This window comes from Methanocella arvoryzae MRE50 (genome assembly GCF_000063445.1).
Taxonomy (GTDB): domain Archaea; phylum Halobacteriota; class Methanocellia; order Methanocellales; family Methanocellaceae; genus Methanocella_A; species Methanocella_A arvoryzae.
This window is the reverse complement of record NC_009464.1, coordinates 1699197-1713000: the sequence shown is the minus strand read 5'-3', so window position 1 is coordinate 1713000 and position 13804 is coordinate 1699197. Positions and strand designations below refer to the sequence as shown.

Here is a 13804-nt window from a genome sequence, read left to right as displayed (position 1 = left end):
CCGGCCTGACAAAAATCGACGTAGCCTATGGCTTCGCCAGTTCAAAGGCTGGCGTACCCCGGTACTTTCTCAGCCGGGCGACAGCACAGCTATCGCACCCCTTCCGCCCGCAGTAACGCTTGCCATGCTCGACGATCAGCGCATGATAGTGCTGGTATACCGGTACATCCCGGGGCAGCGCATCCTCGAAAAGCCTCTGCAGCTCTGCGTAATTACCCTGTATGCCCATGCACCCGCACAGCTTCTTCGTATAAGCATCAATGACGAAGGAGGGCTTCCCGGCCACGTAGAGCAGGATGACGTCCGCAGTCTCGTTGCCGATGCCCCGGAGGGCGAGCAACTCTTTTCTTAGCACGTGCTGGGGCTTGTTCGACATACTATCGATCGGGCTGGCCGTGAAGTACTCTGCCACAGCTTTCAGGCTCTTCGCCTTGTTGCGGTAGAAGCCTGTGGGCCGGACGATATCTTCCAGTTCCTCGAGAGGCAGGGCAGCAATCGACCCGGGGCTCATGAGGTCTCGATTCTTTAGCTCAGTAAGAACCCGGTCCACGTTCTCCCACCGTGTCTGCTGGACCAGGATGGCGCCGGCAATTCGCTCAAAGGGGGAGCCGGCGACCCACCAGTCGTAAAGGGGGCCGAACTCGGCCGATAAAATATGGTAAAGCGTTTTTATGTCATTCATTTTCATTACCCGATCCTGAGCTGGGGCCTGCCGCGCAGAGCCTTAGCACTGAGCCGAAGGCTCTCAGGCTGCCCCAGTGGTTTGTCAGGCCGGGACATGCTCTTAGTTATTTCAAGTCCATACCAGCCCAAGCCGAAGGCTTACCATGAACTCTAAGCCCTCAGCTCACACAAACTTGATCGACAGCGGCTTCGTCTTGTTCTTTATTGCCAGGTTGATCAGCAGTGGCGTCAGCGACTCCACTAATTTTGCCTCCTCCAGGCTGCCGCCGTCCAGCGCTCTTACGCCTCCCAGGTCTTCGGCCAGCTTCATGGCGACCATCTTGGCCTCCTCGTCGTCGGCGCAGACGATCAGGTCGAACCCGAGCGGGTCTTTGAGATCGGCGAGCCTCGGCGCGGGGAGCGTGTGGAAGGTCGAGACGATGCGGATACCCGGAGGCAGTACTGCACATAACTGCCGGGATGCGCTGCCGGGCTCCGGGGGCGTGTAGGCGCACAGCCTGGACTTGGACATCGGGACGATGGGCGTGATCACGATCTTGTTATCCAGCTCGTCGAAGACGCTTTCGATAGTCGGGATCATGACCTGGTATTTCACTGCCAGGATTATTATCTGTGCGTTCTTCGTCGCCTCGAGGTTGGTCATGCCCTTGATGCCGCCCCTGAAGCCGTTCTCTTTCAGCACGTTGTTGTACTTCTCTGCGGCTTCCTGTGCCTTTGCCTCCTCACGCGATCCCACGATCACATCGTGCTTCAAGGCCAGGCGCAGTGCCAGACCCTCTCCGATGTCACCGGTTCCTCCCAGAATTGCGATCTTCATGATAATCACCCGAGGGCTTCGTTTCGAGTGGATAGTTTACCAGTACGCTCGACAGATGCCCTGACGTATATACTACTTAATCGCGCAATTATAAAACGGTATCGTGCTGAACATGGGGCGAGTACTGCCCTTGGTCTTTATCATGCGAGGGATTGCTTCCAGTCGGTCAAAATGCAGTGCTATCAGTACTTTCGATTGTCCTCTCACACAGCAGATTTATATACCATCCGGGAAACTTTTCTCCCGGACGGACAGGCTGAAGAACTCTGTGTATCGGATATACACAAATAATAAATATTAAGCGCTGTTACCAGCCAGCAAAGTTAATACGCACCGCCGCGTTATTATACTCACTGCATCGATCAATCGATCGATCTATCCTATCAACATCCTTCGGAGGACTAAATTTGGAATATAAAACACCGACCCGTGAAGAGAAGGTCGCTGCCCACGTCCGGGGCATCAAAATAGTGCTGCTGGCGTCCCTTATGGGCGCCGTCGCGGGGTTCCTGTCGAGCCCGTATTTCCTGAGCCCGGATCGCGCCAGCTTTTCGTTCCTGATCCTGGCGCTCGCCATCTACGCGCAGAAGTACCTCTTTCCGCTGATAGGGGTCAAGTCTTCCGAGTTCGCTTTCAAGGACTGGTTCTTCGTCTCGTTCATGACGTTCTGCTACTGGTACGTGACGTGGACGATCATTCTCAATCCCCCCATCGGGGGCCAGCCCCAGCTTTTCGGCCCGTTCTTCTAGACAGAGGGCCTTCGGCCCTGGCTTTATAATATTTTTAAGACAGGCTGCCGTATGCATGCCATAATAAAAACAATGTGACCAAAGGTGCTATAAAATGCGAATAGCCATCGTACAGAAGGACCGCTGCCAGCCCCGCAAGTGTGCCTCCGAGTGCATCAAGTACTGCCCGAAAGTGAGGAGCGGGGACGAAACCGTCGTCATGGGAGAGGACGGCAAGCCTATCATTTCTGAAGAGCTATGCGTGGGCTGCGGCATCTGCATCAAAAAATGCCCTAACCAGGCGATCATGATCATCGGCCTGCCCGACAAGCTGGCAGACCAGCTGACCCACAGGTACGGCCAGAATGGTTTCTCTTTATATGGACTGCCCCAGCCGTCTCCTGGCAAGGTCAGCGGCATCCTCGGCCCCAACGGCGTGGGTAAGAGTACCGCTATCAAGATTTTGTCCGGCCAGATGATGCCCAACCTGGGCGAGAAGGACACCACCTGGGAGGACGTATTCAAGTTCTACGCGGGCTCAGAGCTGCAGGATTACCTGCGCAACGTGGCGAGTAAAAAGGCGAAGACCGCCCAGAAACCCCAGTACGTAGACCTGATACCCAGGGCTTTCAAGGGCAAGGTCCGGGATCTTCTGGCGAAGGCGGACGAGCGGAAACTGCTCGGAGAGCTCTCCGGACAGCTCAACCTTACGGGCCTGCTGGACCGGGACATCGGCGCCCTCTCCGGCGGCGAACTGCAGCGCGTGGCGATAGCGGCGTGCATGGCCCGGGACGCCGGCTTCTACTTCTTCGACGAGGTCACCCCCTACCTGGACATCTACCAGCGGATCAAGGTAGCCAAGCTCATCAAGAAGATGGGCGAGGAACACAACGTCATGGTCGTCGAGCACGACCTGGCAATACTGGACTTGCTGGCCGACGTCGTCCACATAGGCTACGGCGAGCCGGGCGGGTACGGTGTCATCACCCACCCCAAAGGCGTGCGAGTCGGCATCAACGAGTACCTGAAAGGGTATTTGCCCGAGGAGAACATCAGGATAAGGCCGTACCCGATCGAGTTCGAGGTCAAGGCGCCCCGGGATCAAAAGGTAGTGGAGAACCTCATCGAGTTCGGCAACTTCAGCAAGACCCTCGGCACCTTCAGGCTAGACGTCAAGGGCGGCCATCTCCGCAAGAGAGAAGTCGTCGGCGTGGTGGGCCAGAACGGCATCGGCAAGAGCACTTTCGCCAAGCTGCTGGCCGGCGAGATCCAGCCGGACCAGGGCAAGCTCGACTACAACGTGAAGATTTCGTATAAGCCCCAGTATATCAAGGCCGACGATGCGGAGATAAGCGTGCGGCTCTATCTCAGGAGTATTACGCCGCAGTTCGACTCCAGCTACTTCCGCTCTGAAATTGTCACCCCGCTGGCGCTGGAGAGGCTCATGGACTGCAACCTGAACGACCTGTCCGGCGGCGAACTGCAGAGAGTAGCGATAGCGGCCTGCCTCGGCAGGGACGCGCAGATCTTCATCCTCGACGAGCCGTCCGCCCACCTCGATGTGGAGCAGCGGACTTTAGCGACGAAGGTAATAAAGCGGTTCGCGGAGAACAACGACGTCACCGTATGCGTGATCGACCACGACATCTACATGATCGACCTGCTGAGCGACAGGCTCCTCGTGTTCGACGGCGAGCCCGGCGTGCACGGCGAAGTCCACGGCCCGTTCGACATGCGGGACGGCATGAACCGGTTCCTGTCCAGCCTCGACGTCACGTTCAGGAGAGATGAGGAGACCCACCGGCCCCGTGTGAACAAGCCCGACTCCAGCCTGGACCGGGAGCAGAAGAAGCTGGGTGAGTACTACTACCTGCCTCAAGAGGAGTAATCTAGTGCAGATCTGAAGATCGGGATCAGAGCAACGTCACTCCTCTTTTATACTTTTTTAGCCTCGCCTGTCCCTCTACTGTCCCTCTACTTTCAACTGGCAGAACGGTCCGCTGAGCGCTCCGGGGTTACCAGGCAGTACCTATTCGGGCAAACATCTGGAGCTGATCGTATACGAAGAGGGCAGCACCGGTGTCAAGCACCTGGCCAGGCTCGTCGACGTGACCGGCAAGGGCAACGGTCTGTAGAGCGGCGGTCAGGTAGTCGTGGACGCAGCGACAGGAGAGGTACTTTTCAACAACAAGAACCTCTAATTTTTTCTTTTTTCGGTCCACCACCTTCTTTATATATTAAAATTGCAGATATTGTGGTTTATTATCTGACGTGGCGATGGATATGGGTATCAGGGATTTCCTCAGTACGTACCTAAAAGGGTCTCTCGGGGCCGGCATTTCTTTCGCTCTGATCAACTTACTCTTCTTCTTCGCGCTGTACAAAGCGTGGGTCCGGTTCCGGGCTCTGGCGTTCGCGGCCTCGGACATCTGGCAGAATCCGGGCTCGGCCAATGCGATCTACGGGGAGATGCTAGCTCTCGCCTTCCTGGCCATGCTCTGCATGGCTCTCCTGTTCGTTATGGTGGCGGTTGCCGGAGCCGTTTCAGCGTGGATAAACCAGATCTCGGGCGAGAGCGCCGCGGCCGCGAACGGCCTCGCGACGGGAGCTGTGATGTGGATCGTGACGGGCGCGGCAGGGCTGGCGGCTTTTCCAGAGTTCGGCCTCTTCCTGGTGAGCGGTACCCTGGACCCCTCGCATTACGTAGACCCTTACGGTAACGTAAAATATTTTCAGATACTGGTGATCCTGCTGGTCTGGGTCCACCTGCTGGTTCCTGTCCTGTTCACATTGTGGGCTTTCGTCAAATACTCGACCTTCGGATCCCTCTCCTCTTTAAACGCCCATGCTCAGCGAGCCAATCCGACCCGGGACTTCGTAATCTGGATCAGAGGATGCGTGGCAGCCTTTGGTAGACCATGGGTGAAAACCACTGTGATAGTCATGGCTATCGCCTGGCCTATTATCCTGTACTACTGCGCTATTGTGTGGATTCTATCGCTGCACTAATGGCAATTCGGAAGAGTGAGGCAGAGAGTACAGCCCAGAAAGTTTGTATCATATCTATAGTACTTGTTTCCAGTGGTCGGGTAGTAGGTGATCATCTCCCCCACGGGTGCCGGGTTCAGCTTCGAGCCAGGCAGGGCCGACGAGCCGGGATCGGAATATGCACCAATGTCGGTGTACTTTTGTAAGGTGTAGCAGCCAGAGGTGAGTAGCGTTACGGTCACTATCCCCAGTATGATCACACTCTTCCAGCCTGGCAACGGTCTCCACTCTGAGGGCTATTATACGAATATATGATATTAAATGATTTTTATCTGTGTGCAAGTGCAAGACTGTTCGGGAAGCAAATCTGGAAAAGTAGACCTCACCGGAAGAGCATTTCGATTAGCTCTTCCGGTGTCAAACCTGTCTGGACAGATACTGTTTTAATCATGCCCCGGAGAAGCCCGGGATCAAGCTCCTATACCTTGGAACCGCGATATGGCCCGACTTATACCGAAAAATCATATGGCTGCCTCGCTGTCTCTCGAAATTGTAGCCGCAGTATTGCGGCAAATTTTAAACCACTAACAACAGGCAGTCTCGGCATTATCTGTCACTGCCGGATCGATGTCCAGCACAATTCTGACGGAGTCTGCCGAAGGTATGTCAAAATAGCACTCGATAGCTTCCCGGATGTTCTTCATGAGCGAGTTCCAGCTCTTACCTTGTGTAAATATGCCCAGCTCTTCGTTGCTGGCGCATAGCATTTTCTCACCTTTGAAGACCCGTAGCCTGACTTCGAGTGTTCTGCTCATCATACGAGAATTCACCTTTGGGGATATATAGGTACTCTTGTGGCTCTTCGACAAACACTAATTTACAATATAATGAATGTTATATCTGCGGATATACTTGAGGCAAGAGCGTATCGAAAGAAATCGTCTGTCAGATAGAACTTGGTGTATAGCCCAATGAAAATGTGTTATATCGGCTATGGTTATCGGGCCGCCAGGACCGCCGGGAAGCCATGCTCGTCAGGGGCTTTTCGATCAGGATCAAGATGAATAGCTAAATATGGCCCGGCGAGCCTGACACCATGGCGTTCCATGAACAATTTATCTCTTGGCGGGCTTGGCACCTTGGCGAGCTTGGCGGTATTTTCGACCTATACAGGGCCAACTTTCAATTTTTCATACCCTACATGAAAATACCCTTTTCATCCAAAAGTCATTACTGGAACGTTTTGTATGGGCGCCCGTACCGTTTACACAACGTACGCGAAGTATAGTCATTACTGTAACTTTTGGACGCCAGTTCGATCAGGTCGTGGGACGCATGCCATTGTAGATTCTCGTGTGAACGTACGCGAACGTTACGCTGTGCGTTTCTGATTGCCCGGATTCGGTGAGACAGCAACACGAACGCTGCGCTGTGCTTGAACTCAGATTGCGCAGATGACACAGATCTACACAGATTCTAATAGATAATAATCAGAAATGGCTTCCCGTACTTCTATTTTTTTATTCAGGTAATCATCTGTGCCAATCTGTGCAATCCGTGCAATCTGTGTTCTGTATACAAGGGACTGCTTCCAGTCGGTCACAGCGCAGCGATCGTCTACGAATCGCCTCGAGAACGCCTGCCAAGGCAGGCGTTCAAAAGGCGATCCCCAACAGCTGGTTGTTCCTCCCCGTTCCTCTGGCCCCTCACTGTCCTCCTCTCTGATCTCCAGACCTCCCGGACCTCCCAGCTTGAAAAGTCTCTCTGACCTCCGGGCACTCCCCAACCTCCCATTTTCCATGGTACGTGTGCGCAAGCCGGATGACGGGGAGGTTTCGGAGGCACCTAAGGGTGCCACCTTTACGATTTTTACAAAAACTTCCCCTAACATCCAGCTATTGTAAGTTCTTCAGTCCCAGTCCACCAGTTCATATGTGATGGGACCGCTCACGATGCCGAAGCCCGGGTGCCAGAAGTATTTCCCCGGCTTCTCGTAAGTGGCCACGATCTTCGGCGGCAGGGCCAGGGAGGTGTTGTGCCAGACCCGGAAAGTATCATCTTCTGCCGTGATTTCGTACACGGTGCAGTTGTACACATCTCCTTTGAAGCGGATGGCCTCGTAGCCCGCGAGCTTCATCGTGCCGTCTGTGCCAGCATCGAATCTGGTCGACACGTCCTCTTTTCGGTAATCCTCGATCAGGAGCAGGTAGAGTTCGCGGCCTGCACAGGGCTGCCCATACGTTACGCCTCCCGTAACATTACCACTTAGGAGCGTTCCGTTGTCCTGGCCCTCCTCCAGTCTGAAGCCAATGTAGTTGTCCTCGTATAGCCAGGTTTTGTTGACCTGTGTATACTTGCTTCTCTTATCGCCAGGGTACTCGTAGCTGATGTCGAGCTTCACCTGTTCGGGCTCGTCGTTCACCCGGAGGGCTACTATGTACCGGTACCGGGAAACGTTTCGCATGTCAAACAGGGTTGACGATCCACGGTGGTTGCCTGTCTTTTCGCCATCCTGCGAAGCTCTGTCGTAGTCGTACTTGTCCGGGCTATACCCCCAGTCTTCCAGATCGTATGTCCACAATCCCTCCGGGAAGTCATCGGGGTACGTGTCGTCGATGACGACCCTCAACGGCAGCGGCAGGGACTCGTTGTGCCATATCCTGTAAGTCGCATTGTTACCGGGCATAGCGTACACGGTGCAGTTGTAGACCTGATCGCCGTACCTGACGGGCTCGAAGCCTGTGGTACTCAGAGTAGTATCTGTACTTGCGTTGAACCGGGTGGAAAGGTCGTACATTTTTAAGCCCGAGACGCCGCGGGCGCCCGGGGCAAGTGCAAATGGCGTACCGTTCTGCCAGCCTCCGAAGCTGGAGTCGATCGGAGTACTATCGGTACTACTCTCCCATATGTTGAATCCGCTTACCAGATCCTTGTGCAGCCAGAACCGGCTTATACTCGTGTGCTTTACCGGTACTCCTGTGCGATACGTCTCGTTAGCGTACTCAACTACATGCTTCTGGTATTCGACCGTATCCTTCGTCTGTTGCTGTACAGCGTACTGATACCATGAAATCCCGTCCATGTCGAACAGCCTGGAGGGCCCTGGCTCGTCATCCGTCACATTCGAAGGATAGTCTGTCGGTGTCGGGGCAGCAATGCTCGTGCTGTCCGGCTCTGCGCAGCCCAAAACCAGCGCTGCCATGACGATCATGCCAGCGATCACCGCTATTTTCCCGGCTCTCATTCTCTTTGCCTCGTCGAATACTATACAAATTATCGTATAGTAATTGTCTGTAACCCTATAATAGTCTCATGGTGGGAAATTACTAGGAGAATAGCCTGCCGATGTAGGCTTTGAGGCGGCATCAACAGCCAGTAATGCTTGAAAATTAAGAAAAGAAAAGGGCTGGGGCCTTAACCCCAGTCCCACAACTGATACAGCATCGAGTTACCCTGAATATCGTTGTACTTTATCTGCACCGCCATCGGCTTGCCGTCCACGCTGGCCGACCAGATCGACGTGCCGCCGTACAGGCTGTCTACCGAGTACTTCTTGCAGACGTGGGTCTTGCCGTTGATCGTCAGGGTCTCCGGCACTGCATTAGATAGATCATAGTCGTAGTTAGCCCAGATGGCGCCGACATCGTAGGCGTCGAAGGCATGTGCCATCGCTTCACCGCCGTACTCCATGGAGATCTCCTCGCCGTTGCTCAGGAGGCCGATCGCCTTGTCGCCCGTCGAGTCTAGATACACGGTCAGGGTGTCCGGGTCCCTGTCGTTGTCAGTGAAGGTGATTTTTTGTACTTTGTGTCCACGCCCTTGAAGTCTTCTGTGCCCCGCTCTACCCGGTAGTTGAACGTGTTGGTCTCGCCTTCCGAGGTGGACGTCCACCGCCACTCGTAGTAGTTGAGGTTGCTGTTGTCGAACAGGGATCTGGTCGAGAGCGGGTCGTCGTCATCGTAGTCATAGTCATCGTCATTGTTCCCCGGCAGGCTTGTGGGGATCCCGATGTCTACGTCCCCGCCCGGAAGCCCCGAACAGCAGCAGCATCCGGAAACGGATAGCGCTGCCGCTACCACCAGTGCTGATAGAATCATATATCTATTCATGTCATACCCTCCATAAACAGATGCAGTGCTTCCCGGATAGCTGGCTATCAAAGCAAGCCCATGCATCTCATGCGATAATTGAATTGTCTAAGGGATGATACATAATTCTTTCCTGTTGCCGCCGGAGAAGCTGACCTGCAGGAAGATGTCGGCACATTTTCGGATAGCCAGGAACGGCAATCGCCAGAGATGTCGTTAAAAAAGAAGGGGGAAGGGGCGTTTGTTTAGCCCCAGCCCAGCAGTTCGATGCTGTCGCCCTTTTCGTTCTTGTAGTACTCCTGGGTCATCACGGGCAGGGGTACGTTCGGGTCGATCCAGACTTCCATCCTGGAGGAGCCGTCCTTGCTGTAGGACTTCCAGAAGGTGTACTTGGTGCAGGCGTAGGTGTGGCCGTTGATGATCACCACGTCCGGGGTGGCGCCCTTGTATACGTACTCGGCGTATCCGCCGTCGGCGTTCGTGAAGGCGCCCACGGTCGATGCCGGGTCTGCCGTGTCGTAGGTGGACAGGTTCTGCTCGTCTACGATCGTCTCGATGCCCATGCCTGTGACCTTAGCGGCGATCGCCTTTCCGGTGGCCGTGCTGATGTAGACGTCGGAGACTATTTCCATGCCCATCATTTCCATGATCATCTTGAGGTGCCTGGCCGGGGTGCCCTCGTAGTCCTCCAAGGTCATCTCGTACCTGACCTTGGTCGGATTATCGTCGTCCGGGTCCGACTTCATGCTGTACTCGGCCCAGTTGAAGTTGCCGTTATCCTTCAGCTTGATCTCCGGCATGTCCGGCTCGCTGGTCTTCGCCGTCGGATTTGTGGTGGTTCCCGGGCTGGTGCTCGGATCTACGCTCGCGTTGCCGCCGGTACAGCCAGATACGGCTACCGCTACAGCAATGACCATAACAAGTAGAATTGCGATTGTCTTGTTCCTCATAATACTACCTCCACACCTATCGTCGATGCCCGGCAGGAGCTTTCGAATAAGCTGCCAGGGCTTGATGTAAATGCGGTAATGGAGTATTTGGTAAAATGCTATTTAATCGTTACGAAGCCATATGAATCCGATCTGAGCAGTAAAGGGCCTCAGGTTCGCCCGCAGCCTGGCAGGCAGAAGTGCAAGCTAATATCTAAAAAGAGGAAAGGTTGGGGTGTTTTAGCCCCAGCCGACCAGTTCCATATCCATGGTCTGGCCTTCCACCGTAGTGGAGTATTTTACCGGCAGAGGTGCCTGAGGCGAGGACCAGAAGTAGCTGGTACCCTCCATGTCGCTGTCGGTAACCGAGTACTTGGTACAGACGAACGTGCCTGCAGGTACCGTGACGGTCTCAGTGCCGACGTTCACGATCTTGGCGGTGGAGCTCCAATAGTCATCCGAATCAGCGTCAGAGCTGTCGGAGTCCGGCTTAGTGTAGAAGTCGTTGGTGGTCGTCTGGTCGCCCATGCCCGGTATGCTTGTCGTAGACGTCATCCTGATGTGCTCGCCCACGACGCCATCCTCCGGGTCAGCCGCCTGGCCCAGGAATTCCATCTTCGTCTTCATCTTCATGGTCATGCCCTCGCCCATGTCTATCATGTACTGGTACTCGTACCAGGTGAACTTGCTCATCTGGTACAGCGAGCTTAACGTGTCCATGAGGCCCGGCGATTCCGTTGCTGAAGCGGTCGGCTGTACGCCTGGCTCGTCGGTTGCGCCCGGCGTCGCCGTGGGTGTCGTCTTGCCGCCGTCGCCGCCCGGCGTGGTGCATCCTGAAACCGATAGTGCTGCCACTACAAGTAATACTAATAAGATACTGACGTATTTTTTCATGTCATACCCTCCTGATAATCCCGGCGTAGCCGGCAGATATCCTTCGTCCGCCTGCAGCGCCTCTGGATGTATTGATACTACTCACTCTGCCTCAAACAATATATACCTAATCACAGTCTTGGGAATCGATCGCTGAGCCGGCGATCTCTGGTCAGGCGTCCAGCCTGATACCGATCGGACAGTGGTCCGAGCCCATGATCTCCGTCATGATGAAAGCGGCTTTCAGCTGTTCTTTCAGGTTTTCCGAGACGAAGAAGTAGTCGATCCTCCAGCCTACGTTGCGCTCTCTGGCCCTGGTCACCGTGTCCCAGAACGTATACTGGCCCGGCTGATCGTTGAACAGCCGAAACGTATCCACGTACCCGTGCGCGATAAGCTTGTCCATCCACGCTCTCTCAACCGGAAGGAAGCCCGAAATCTTCGAGTTCTCCCGGGGCCGGGCGATGTCGATCTCCTTGTGTGCCGTGTTCACGTCCCCACACACCACGATCTTCCTGCCCTGTGCCTTCAGCCGGTCTGCGTACTCCAGAAACGCGTTGTAGAACCGCATCTTGTAGGCCAGCCGTTCCGGGCTCGCTTTGCCGTTCGGAAAGTAGATGTTCAGCAGCACGAAAGCCCCGTAGTCGGCGATCAGCACCCTCCCCTCCCGGTCGAACTCCGGTATGCCGAAGCCTCTGGCCACGGAGAGGGGCTTCACCTTCGACAGTATGGCCACGCCGCTGTACCCTTTCTTCTCCCCCGAGGCGAAGTAGACGTGGTAGCCCCACGAGGTCATGATCTCCGGGGGCAGTTGTTCCTCGGAAGCCCTGGTCTCTTGCAAGCAGAGAATATCCGGGTTCTTCTCCTGCATGAAGTCGACGAAGCCTTTCTTTAGAATAGCTCTCAGGCCGTTCACGTTCCAGGAGAGGATTTCCAGCTCGGTCATGACAGGAGAGTAGGCTTATTATTTGAAAAAGGTTGCTTATGCGCCGGTGAATATACACGAACGCTGCATTGTGCCGGCCACCACTACAAGGCTACATGTAAACAGTTGTCTCTGTGTGGGTGAACGCTGTCGAACGCTGCGCTGTGCCAGACCCTCACAGATGCCACGGATTCCGATTGATTCCACAGATTCCTTTGCTGAATCCACAGATTACTACACGATAGCACAGAAGGAATACGCAATATTATTCAATCACAGATAGCAAGCATATGACAATCGATCAGAATATTTTTTGTTATCTGTGGAATCAAGTGTCATCTGTGCTATCCATTACTAATCTGTGGATTCTGTATCAATCTGTGGCATCTGTGAGGATTAGCACAGCGCAGCGTTCGATTTGCTGTCTCGGGGAGCCTATGCGATCAGGTGACGCATAGCGCAGCGTTCGTCTTGCTGTCTCACCCGGTCAAAGCTGCAGGAACAGACCTTGTGCACTCTATATCGGAGGCAGCGGCGGCCCCTGTTTGTAGTCGGTGAGCATCATTGTAATGTTAAAGTCCCTTGTCGACATCAGGATCTTTGCCGGCACAGGCACGGCGGGGTGGATCCAGTAGGCGACGGTGAATCCCTGGTTGTCGGTTGCCGCATATACTGTGAGGTTCGCCATGCTGCCGTCGGGGCCTCTGGCGGTGACGGTGCGGATGGGCTGGAAGGGGACGAAGTAGTAGTTCAGCCCGGTGTCGGGGAGCGTCTGGATCTGCAGGGGCGAGACGTCGTGGTCCTGGTAGTAGTCGCCGATGCTGCCGTTCGCGTGCATGCGCTCCACCCGGTAGGTGGTCTGGTTCCACCATACGTCGTAGATGATGTCCATGCCGTTGCCTGAAGTGTGGATCACCATGTGCCTCGGGCTGCCGGCGTAGTTGTGCACGGTCATGTTCCACTCTGAGGACGTCTCGTTCGCGGACATGTTGACGGCGTAGGCCCACTGGCTGGCGTTGCCCAGATCGTAGAGCTTCTTGCCCGGGGTGGCGTTGGCGTAGGGCGAGCCCTGCATGCCGCTCACGCACCCTGACGCGAGCAAGGCCAGCAGTAAGAGTATCAGGATGGCAAGTTCACGCTTCACAGGCGGACACCAAGTGAAGTATAAATCACAATATATAAAAATATTGGCTGGCGATAATAACGGCTTTCATGTCCTCCCTGCCCTTCGTGTCAGGGCACGGCGCGGCGTAGTCCGTAGCTTAGTATTCAGCGCCCTCGAGGCGCAGCAGTTTTCTTTTGACGTCCAGCCCGCCGGTGAAGCCGCCCAGCCCGTTTGTCGCTACTACCCTGTGGCAGGGGACGATGATCGGCACGGGGTTCCTGGCCATGACGTTGCCCACTGCCCTGGCGGCTCCGGGGCTGCCGGCGGCCGCGGCGAGTTCGCCGTAGGTTACGGTCTCGCCAGCAGGCACCCGGCGCAGTGCCTCCATGATTTTGATGCGGAATGGGGTCAGCCCGGTGCGGTCGAAGTCGAAGCCACGGAGGACTTCGTCCGAGCCGGTGCGGAAATAGGCCTCGAGCGCCTTTGCCACGGGGGTGCCGGCGGCCTTGAAAGCTGGCTTTTTCCGGGTCATCTCCAGGGTCTCTACGGTTTTGCCGTCCACGTCCACATCCACGATCACGTAAAGGCCGATGGGCTCTGCATAAATCCAGTCCGCTACCATACCAATCCTACGATAAAGTTAATATGCGGGAATGAATACTTTGTC

16 protein-coding genes are annotated in these 13804 nt (G+C 55.2%); 3 read left to right on the top strand and 13 right to left on the bottom strand.

The features are described 5' to 3' along the window. Nucleotides 1–25: 25 nt before the first annotated feature. Both RCI_RS08565 and npdG read right to left on the bottom strand, forming a co-directional pair. Nucleotides 26–682: an endonuclease III domain-containing protein gene (locus tag RCI_RS08565; RefSeq protein ID WP_048199156.1), complete on the bottom strand. Its 657-nt coding sequence runs from the start codon at nucleotides 680–682 to the stop codon at nucleotides 26–28. A 165-nt stretch (nucleotides 683–847) separates the two neighbouring features. Then, nucleotides 848–1501, bottom strand: a complete 654-nt coding sequence (gene npdG, locus RCI_RS08560; RefSeq protein ID WP_048199154.1) for an NADPH-dependent F420 reductase — start codon at nucleotides 1499–1501, stop codon at nucleotides 848–850. A gap of 407 nt (nucleotides 1502–1908) precedes the next feature. Here npdG and RCI_RS08555 point away from each other — a divergent pair, with 407 nt between their 5' ends. Both RCI_RS08555 and RCI_RS08550 read left to right on the top strand, forming a co-directional pair. Then, on the top strand, nucleotides 1909–2250 hold the full coding sequence (locus RCI_RS08555) for an EMC6-like membrane protein (RefSeq protein ID WP_012036029.1): 342 nt from the start codon (nucleotides 1909–1911) through the stop codon (nucleotides 2248–2250). A 94-nt stretch (nucleotides 2251–2344) separates the two neighbouring features. Next, entirely contained in the window at nucleotides 2345–4117 is a 1773-nt protein-coding gene (locus RCI_RS08550; protein WP_012036028.1) for a ribosome biogenesis/translation initiation ATPase RLI, read from the top strand. Nucleotides 4118–4244: 127 nt separating this feature from the next. Here RCI_RS08550 and RCI_RS08545 read toward each other — a convergent pair whose 3' ends face one another. Then, nucleotides 4245–4451, bottom strand: coding sequence for a hypothetical protein (locus tag RCI_RS08545; RefSeq protein ID WP_048198317.1), 207 nt, complete (start codon nucleotides 4449–4451; stop codon nucleotides 4245–4247). Nucleotides 4452–4500: 49 nt separating this feature from the next. Between RCI_RS08545 and RCI_RS08540 the strand changes: the two genes are divergently transcribed. Beyond that, nucleotides 4501–5238 carry a hypothetical protein gene (locus RCI_RS08540; protein WP_012036026.1) on the top strand — a complete coding sequence of 246 codons (738 nt, stop codon included), beginning with the start codon at nucleotides 4501–4503 and terminating at the stop codon, nucleotides 5236–5238. Here RCI_RS08540 and RCI_RS08535 read toward each other — a convergent pair. From RCI_RS08535 to RCI_RS08485, 10 genes are all read right to left on the bottom strand, one after another. Then, nucleotides 5235–5495 carry a hypothetical protein gene (locus tag RCI_RS08535; protein ID WP_012036025.1) on the bottom strand — a complete coding sequence of 87 codons (261 nt, stop codon included), beginning with the start codon at nucleotides 5493–5495 and terminating at the stop codon, nucleotides 5235–5237. The two genes, RCI_RS08540 and RCI_RS08535, sit on opposite strands and share 4 nt — an antisense overlap. Nucleotides 5496–5801: 306 nt before the next feature. After that, on the bottom strand, nucleotides 5802–6035 hold the full coding sequence (locus RCI_RS08530) for a hypothetical protein (RefSeq protein WP_048198313.1): 234 nt from the start codon (nucleotides 6033–6035) through the stop codon (nucleotides 5802–5804). 1091 nt (nucleotides 6036–7126) lie between these two features. After that, nucleotides 7127–8461 (bottom strand): hypothetical protein, encoded by a 1335-nt coding sequence (locus tag RCI_RS08520; RefSeq protein ID WP_012036022.1) that lies wholly within the window; start codon nucleotides 8459–8461, stop codon nucleotides 7127–7129. A gap of 170 nt (nucleotides 8462–8631) precedes the next feature. Then, nucleotides 8632–8970, bottom strand: a complete 339-nt coding sequence (locus RCI_RS08515; RefSeq protein ID WP_012036021.1) for a hypothetical protein — start codon at nucleotides 8968–8970, stop codon at nucleotides 8632–8634. Nucleotides 8971–8972: 2 nt separating this feature from the next. Further along, complete coding sequence (locus tag RCI_RS08510) at nucleotides 8973–9314, bottom strand: hypothetical protein (protein WP_048198309.1); 342 nt, start codon at nucleotides 9312–9314, stop codon at nucleotides 8973–8975. 236 nt (nucleotides 9315–9550) lie between these two features. Beyond that, nucleotides 9551–10255 carry a hypothetical protein gene (locus RCI_RS08505; RefSeq protein WP_148266578.1) on the bottom strand — a complete coding sequence of 235 codons (705 nt, stop codon included), beginning with the start codon at nucleotides 10253–10255 and terminating at the stop codon, nucleotides 9551–9553. 219 nt (nucleotides 10256–10474) lie between these two features. Next, complete coding sequence (locus RCI_RS08500) at nucleotides 10475–11128, bottom strand: hypothetical protein (protein WP_012036018.1); 654 nt, start codon at nucleotides 11126–11128, stop codon at nucleotides 10475–10477. 151 nt (nucleotides 11129–11279) lie between these two features. Then, nucleotides 11280–12053 (bottom strand): exodeoxyribonuclease III, encoded by a 774-nt coding sequence (xth, locus tag RCI_RS08495; RefSeq protein WP_012036017.1) that lies wholly within the window; start codon nucleotides 12051–12053, stop codon nucleotides 11280–11282. Between the two features lie 496 nt (nucleotides 12054–12549). Further along, the gene (locus RCI_RS08490) at nucleotides 12550–13176 is read right to left on the bottom strand and encodes a hypothetical protein (protein ID WP_048198305.1); all 627 of its coding nucleotides are present in this window, start codon (nucleotides 13174–13176) and stop codon (nucleotides 12550–12552) included. A 118-nt stretch (nucleotides 13177–13294) separates the two neighbouring features. Next, the gene (locus RCI_RS08485; protein WP_012036015.1) at nucleotides 13295–13759 is read right to left on the bottom strand and encodes a methylated-DNA--[protein]-cysteine S-methyltransferase; all 465 of its coding nucleotides are present in this window, start codon (nucleotides 13757–13759) and stop codon (nucleotides 13295–13297) included. Nucleotides 13760–13804 lie beyond the last annotated feature (45 nt).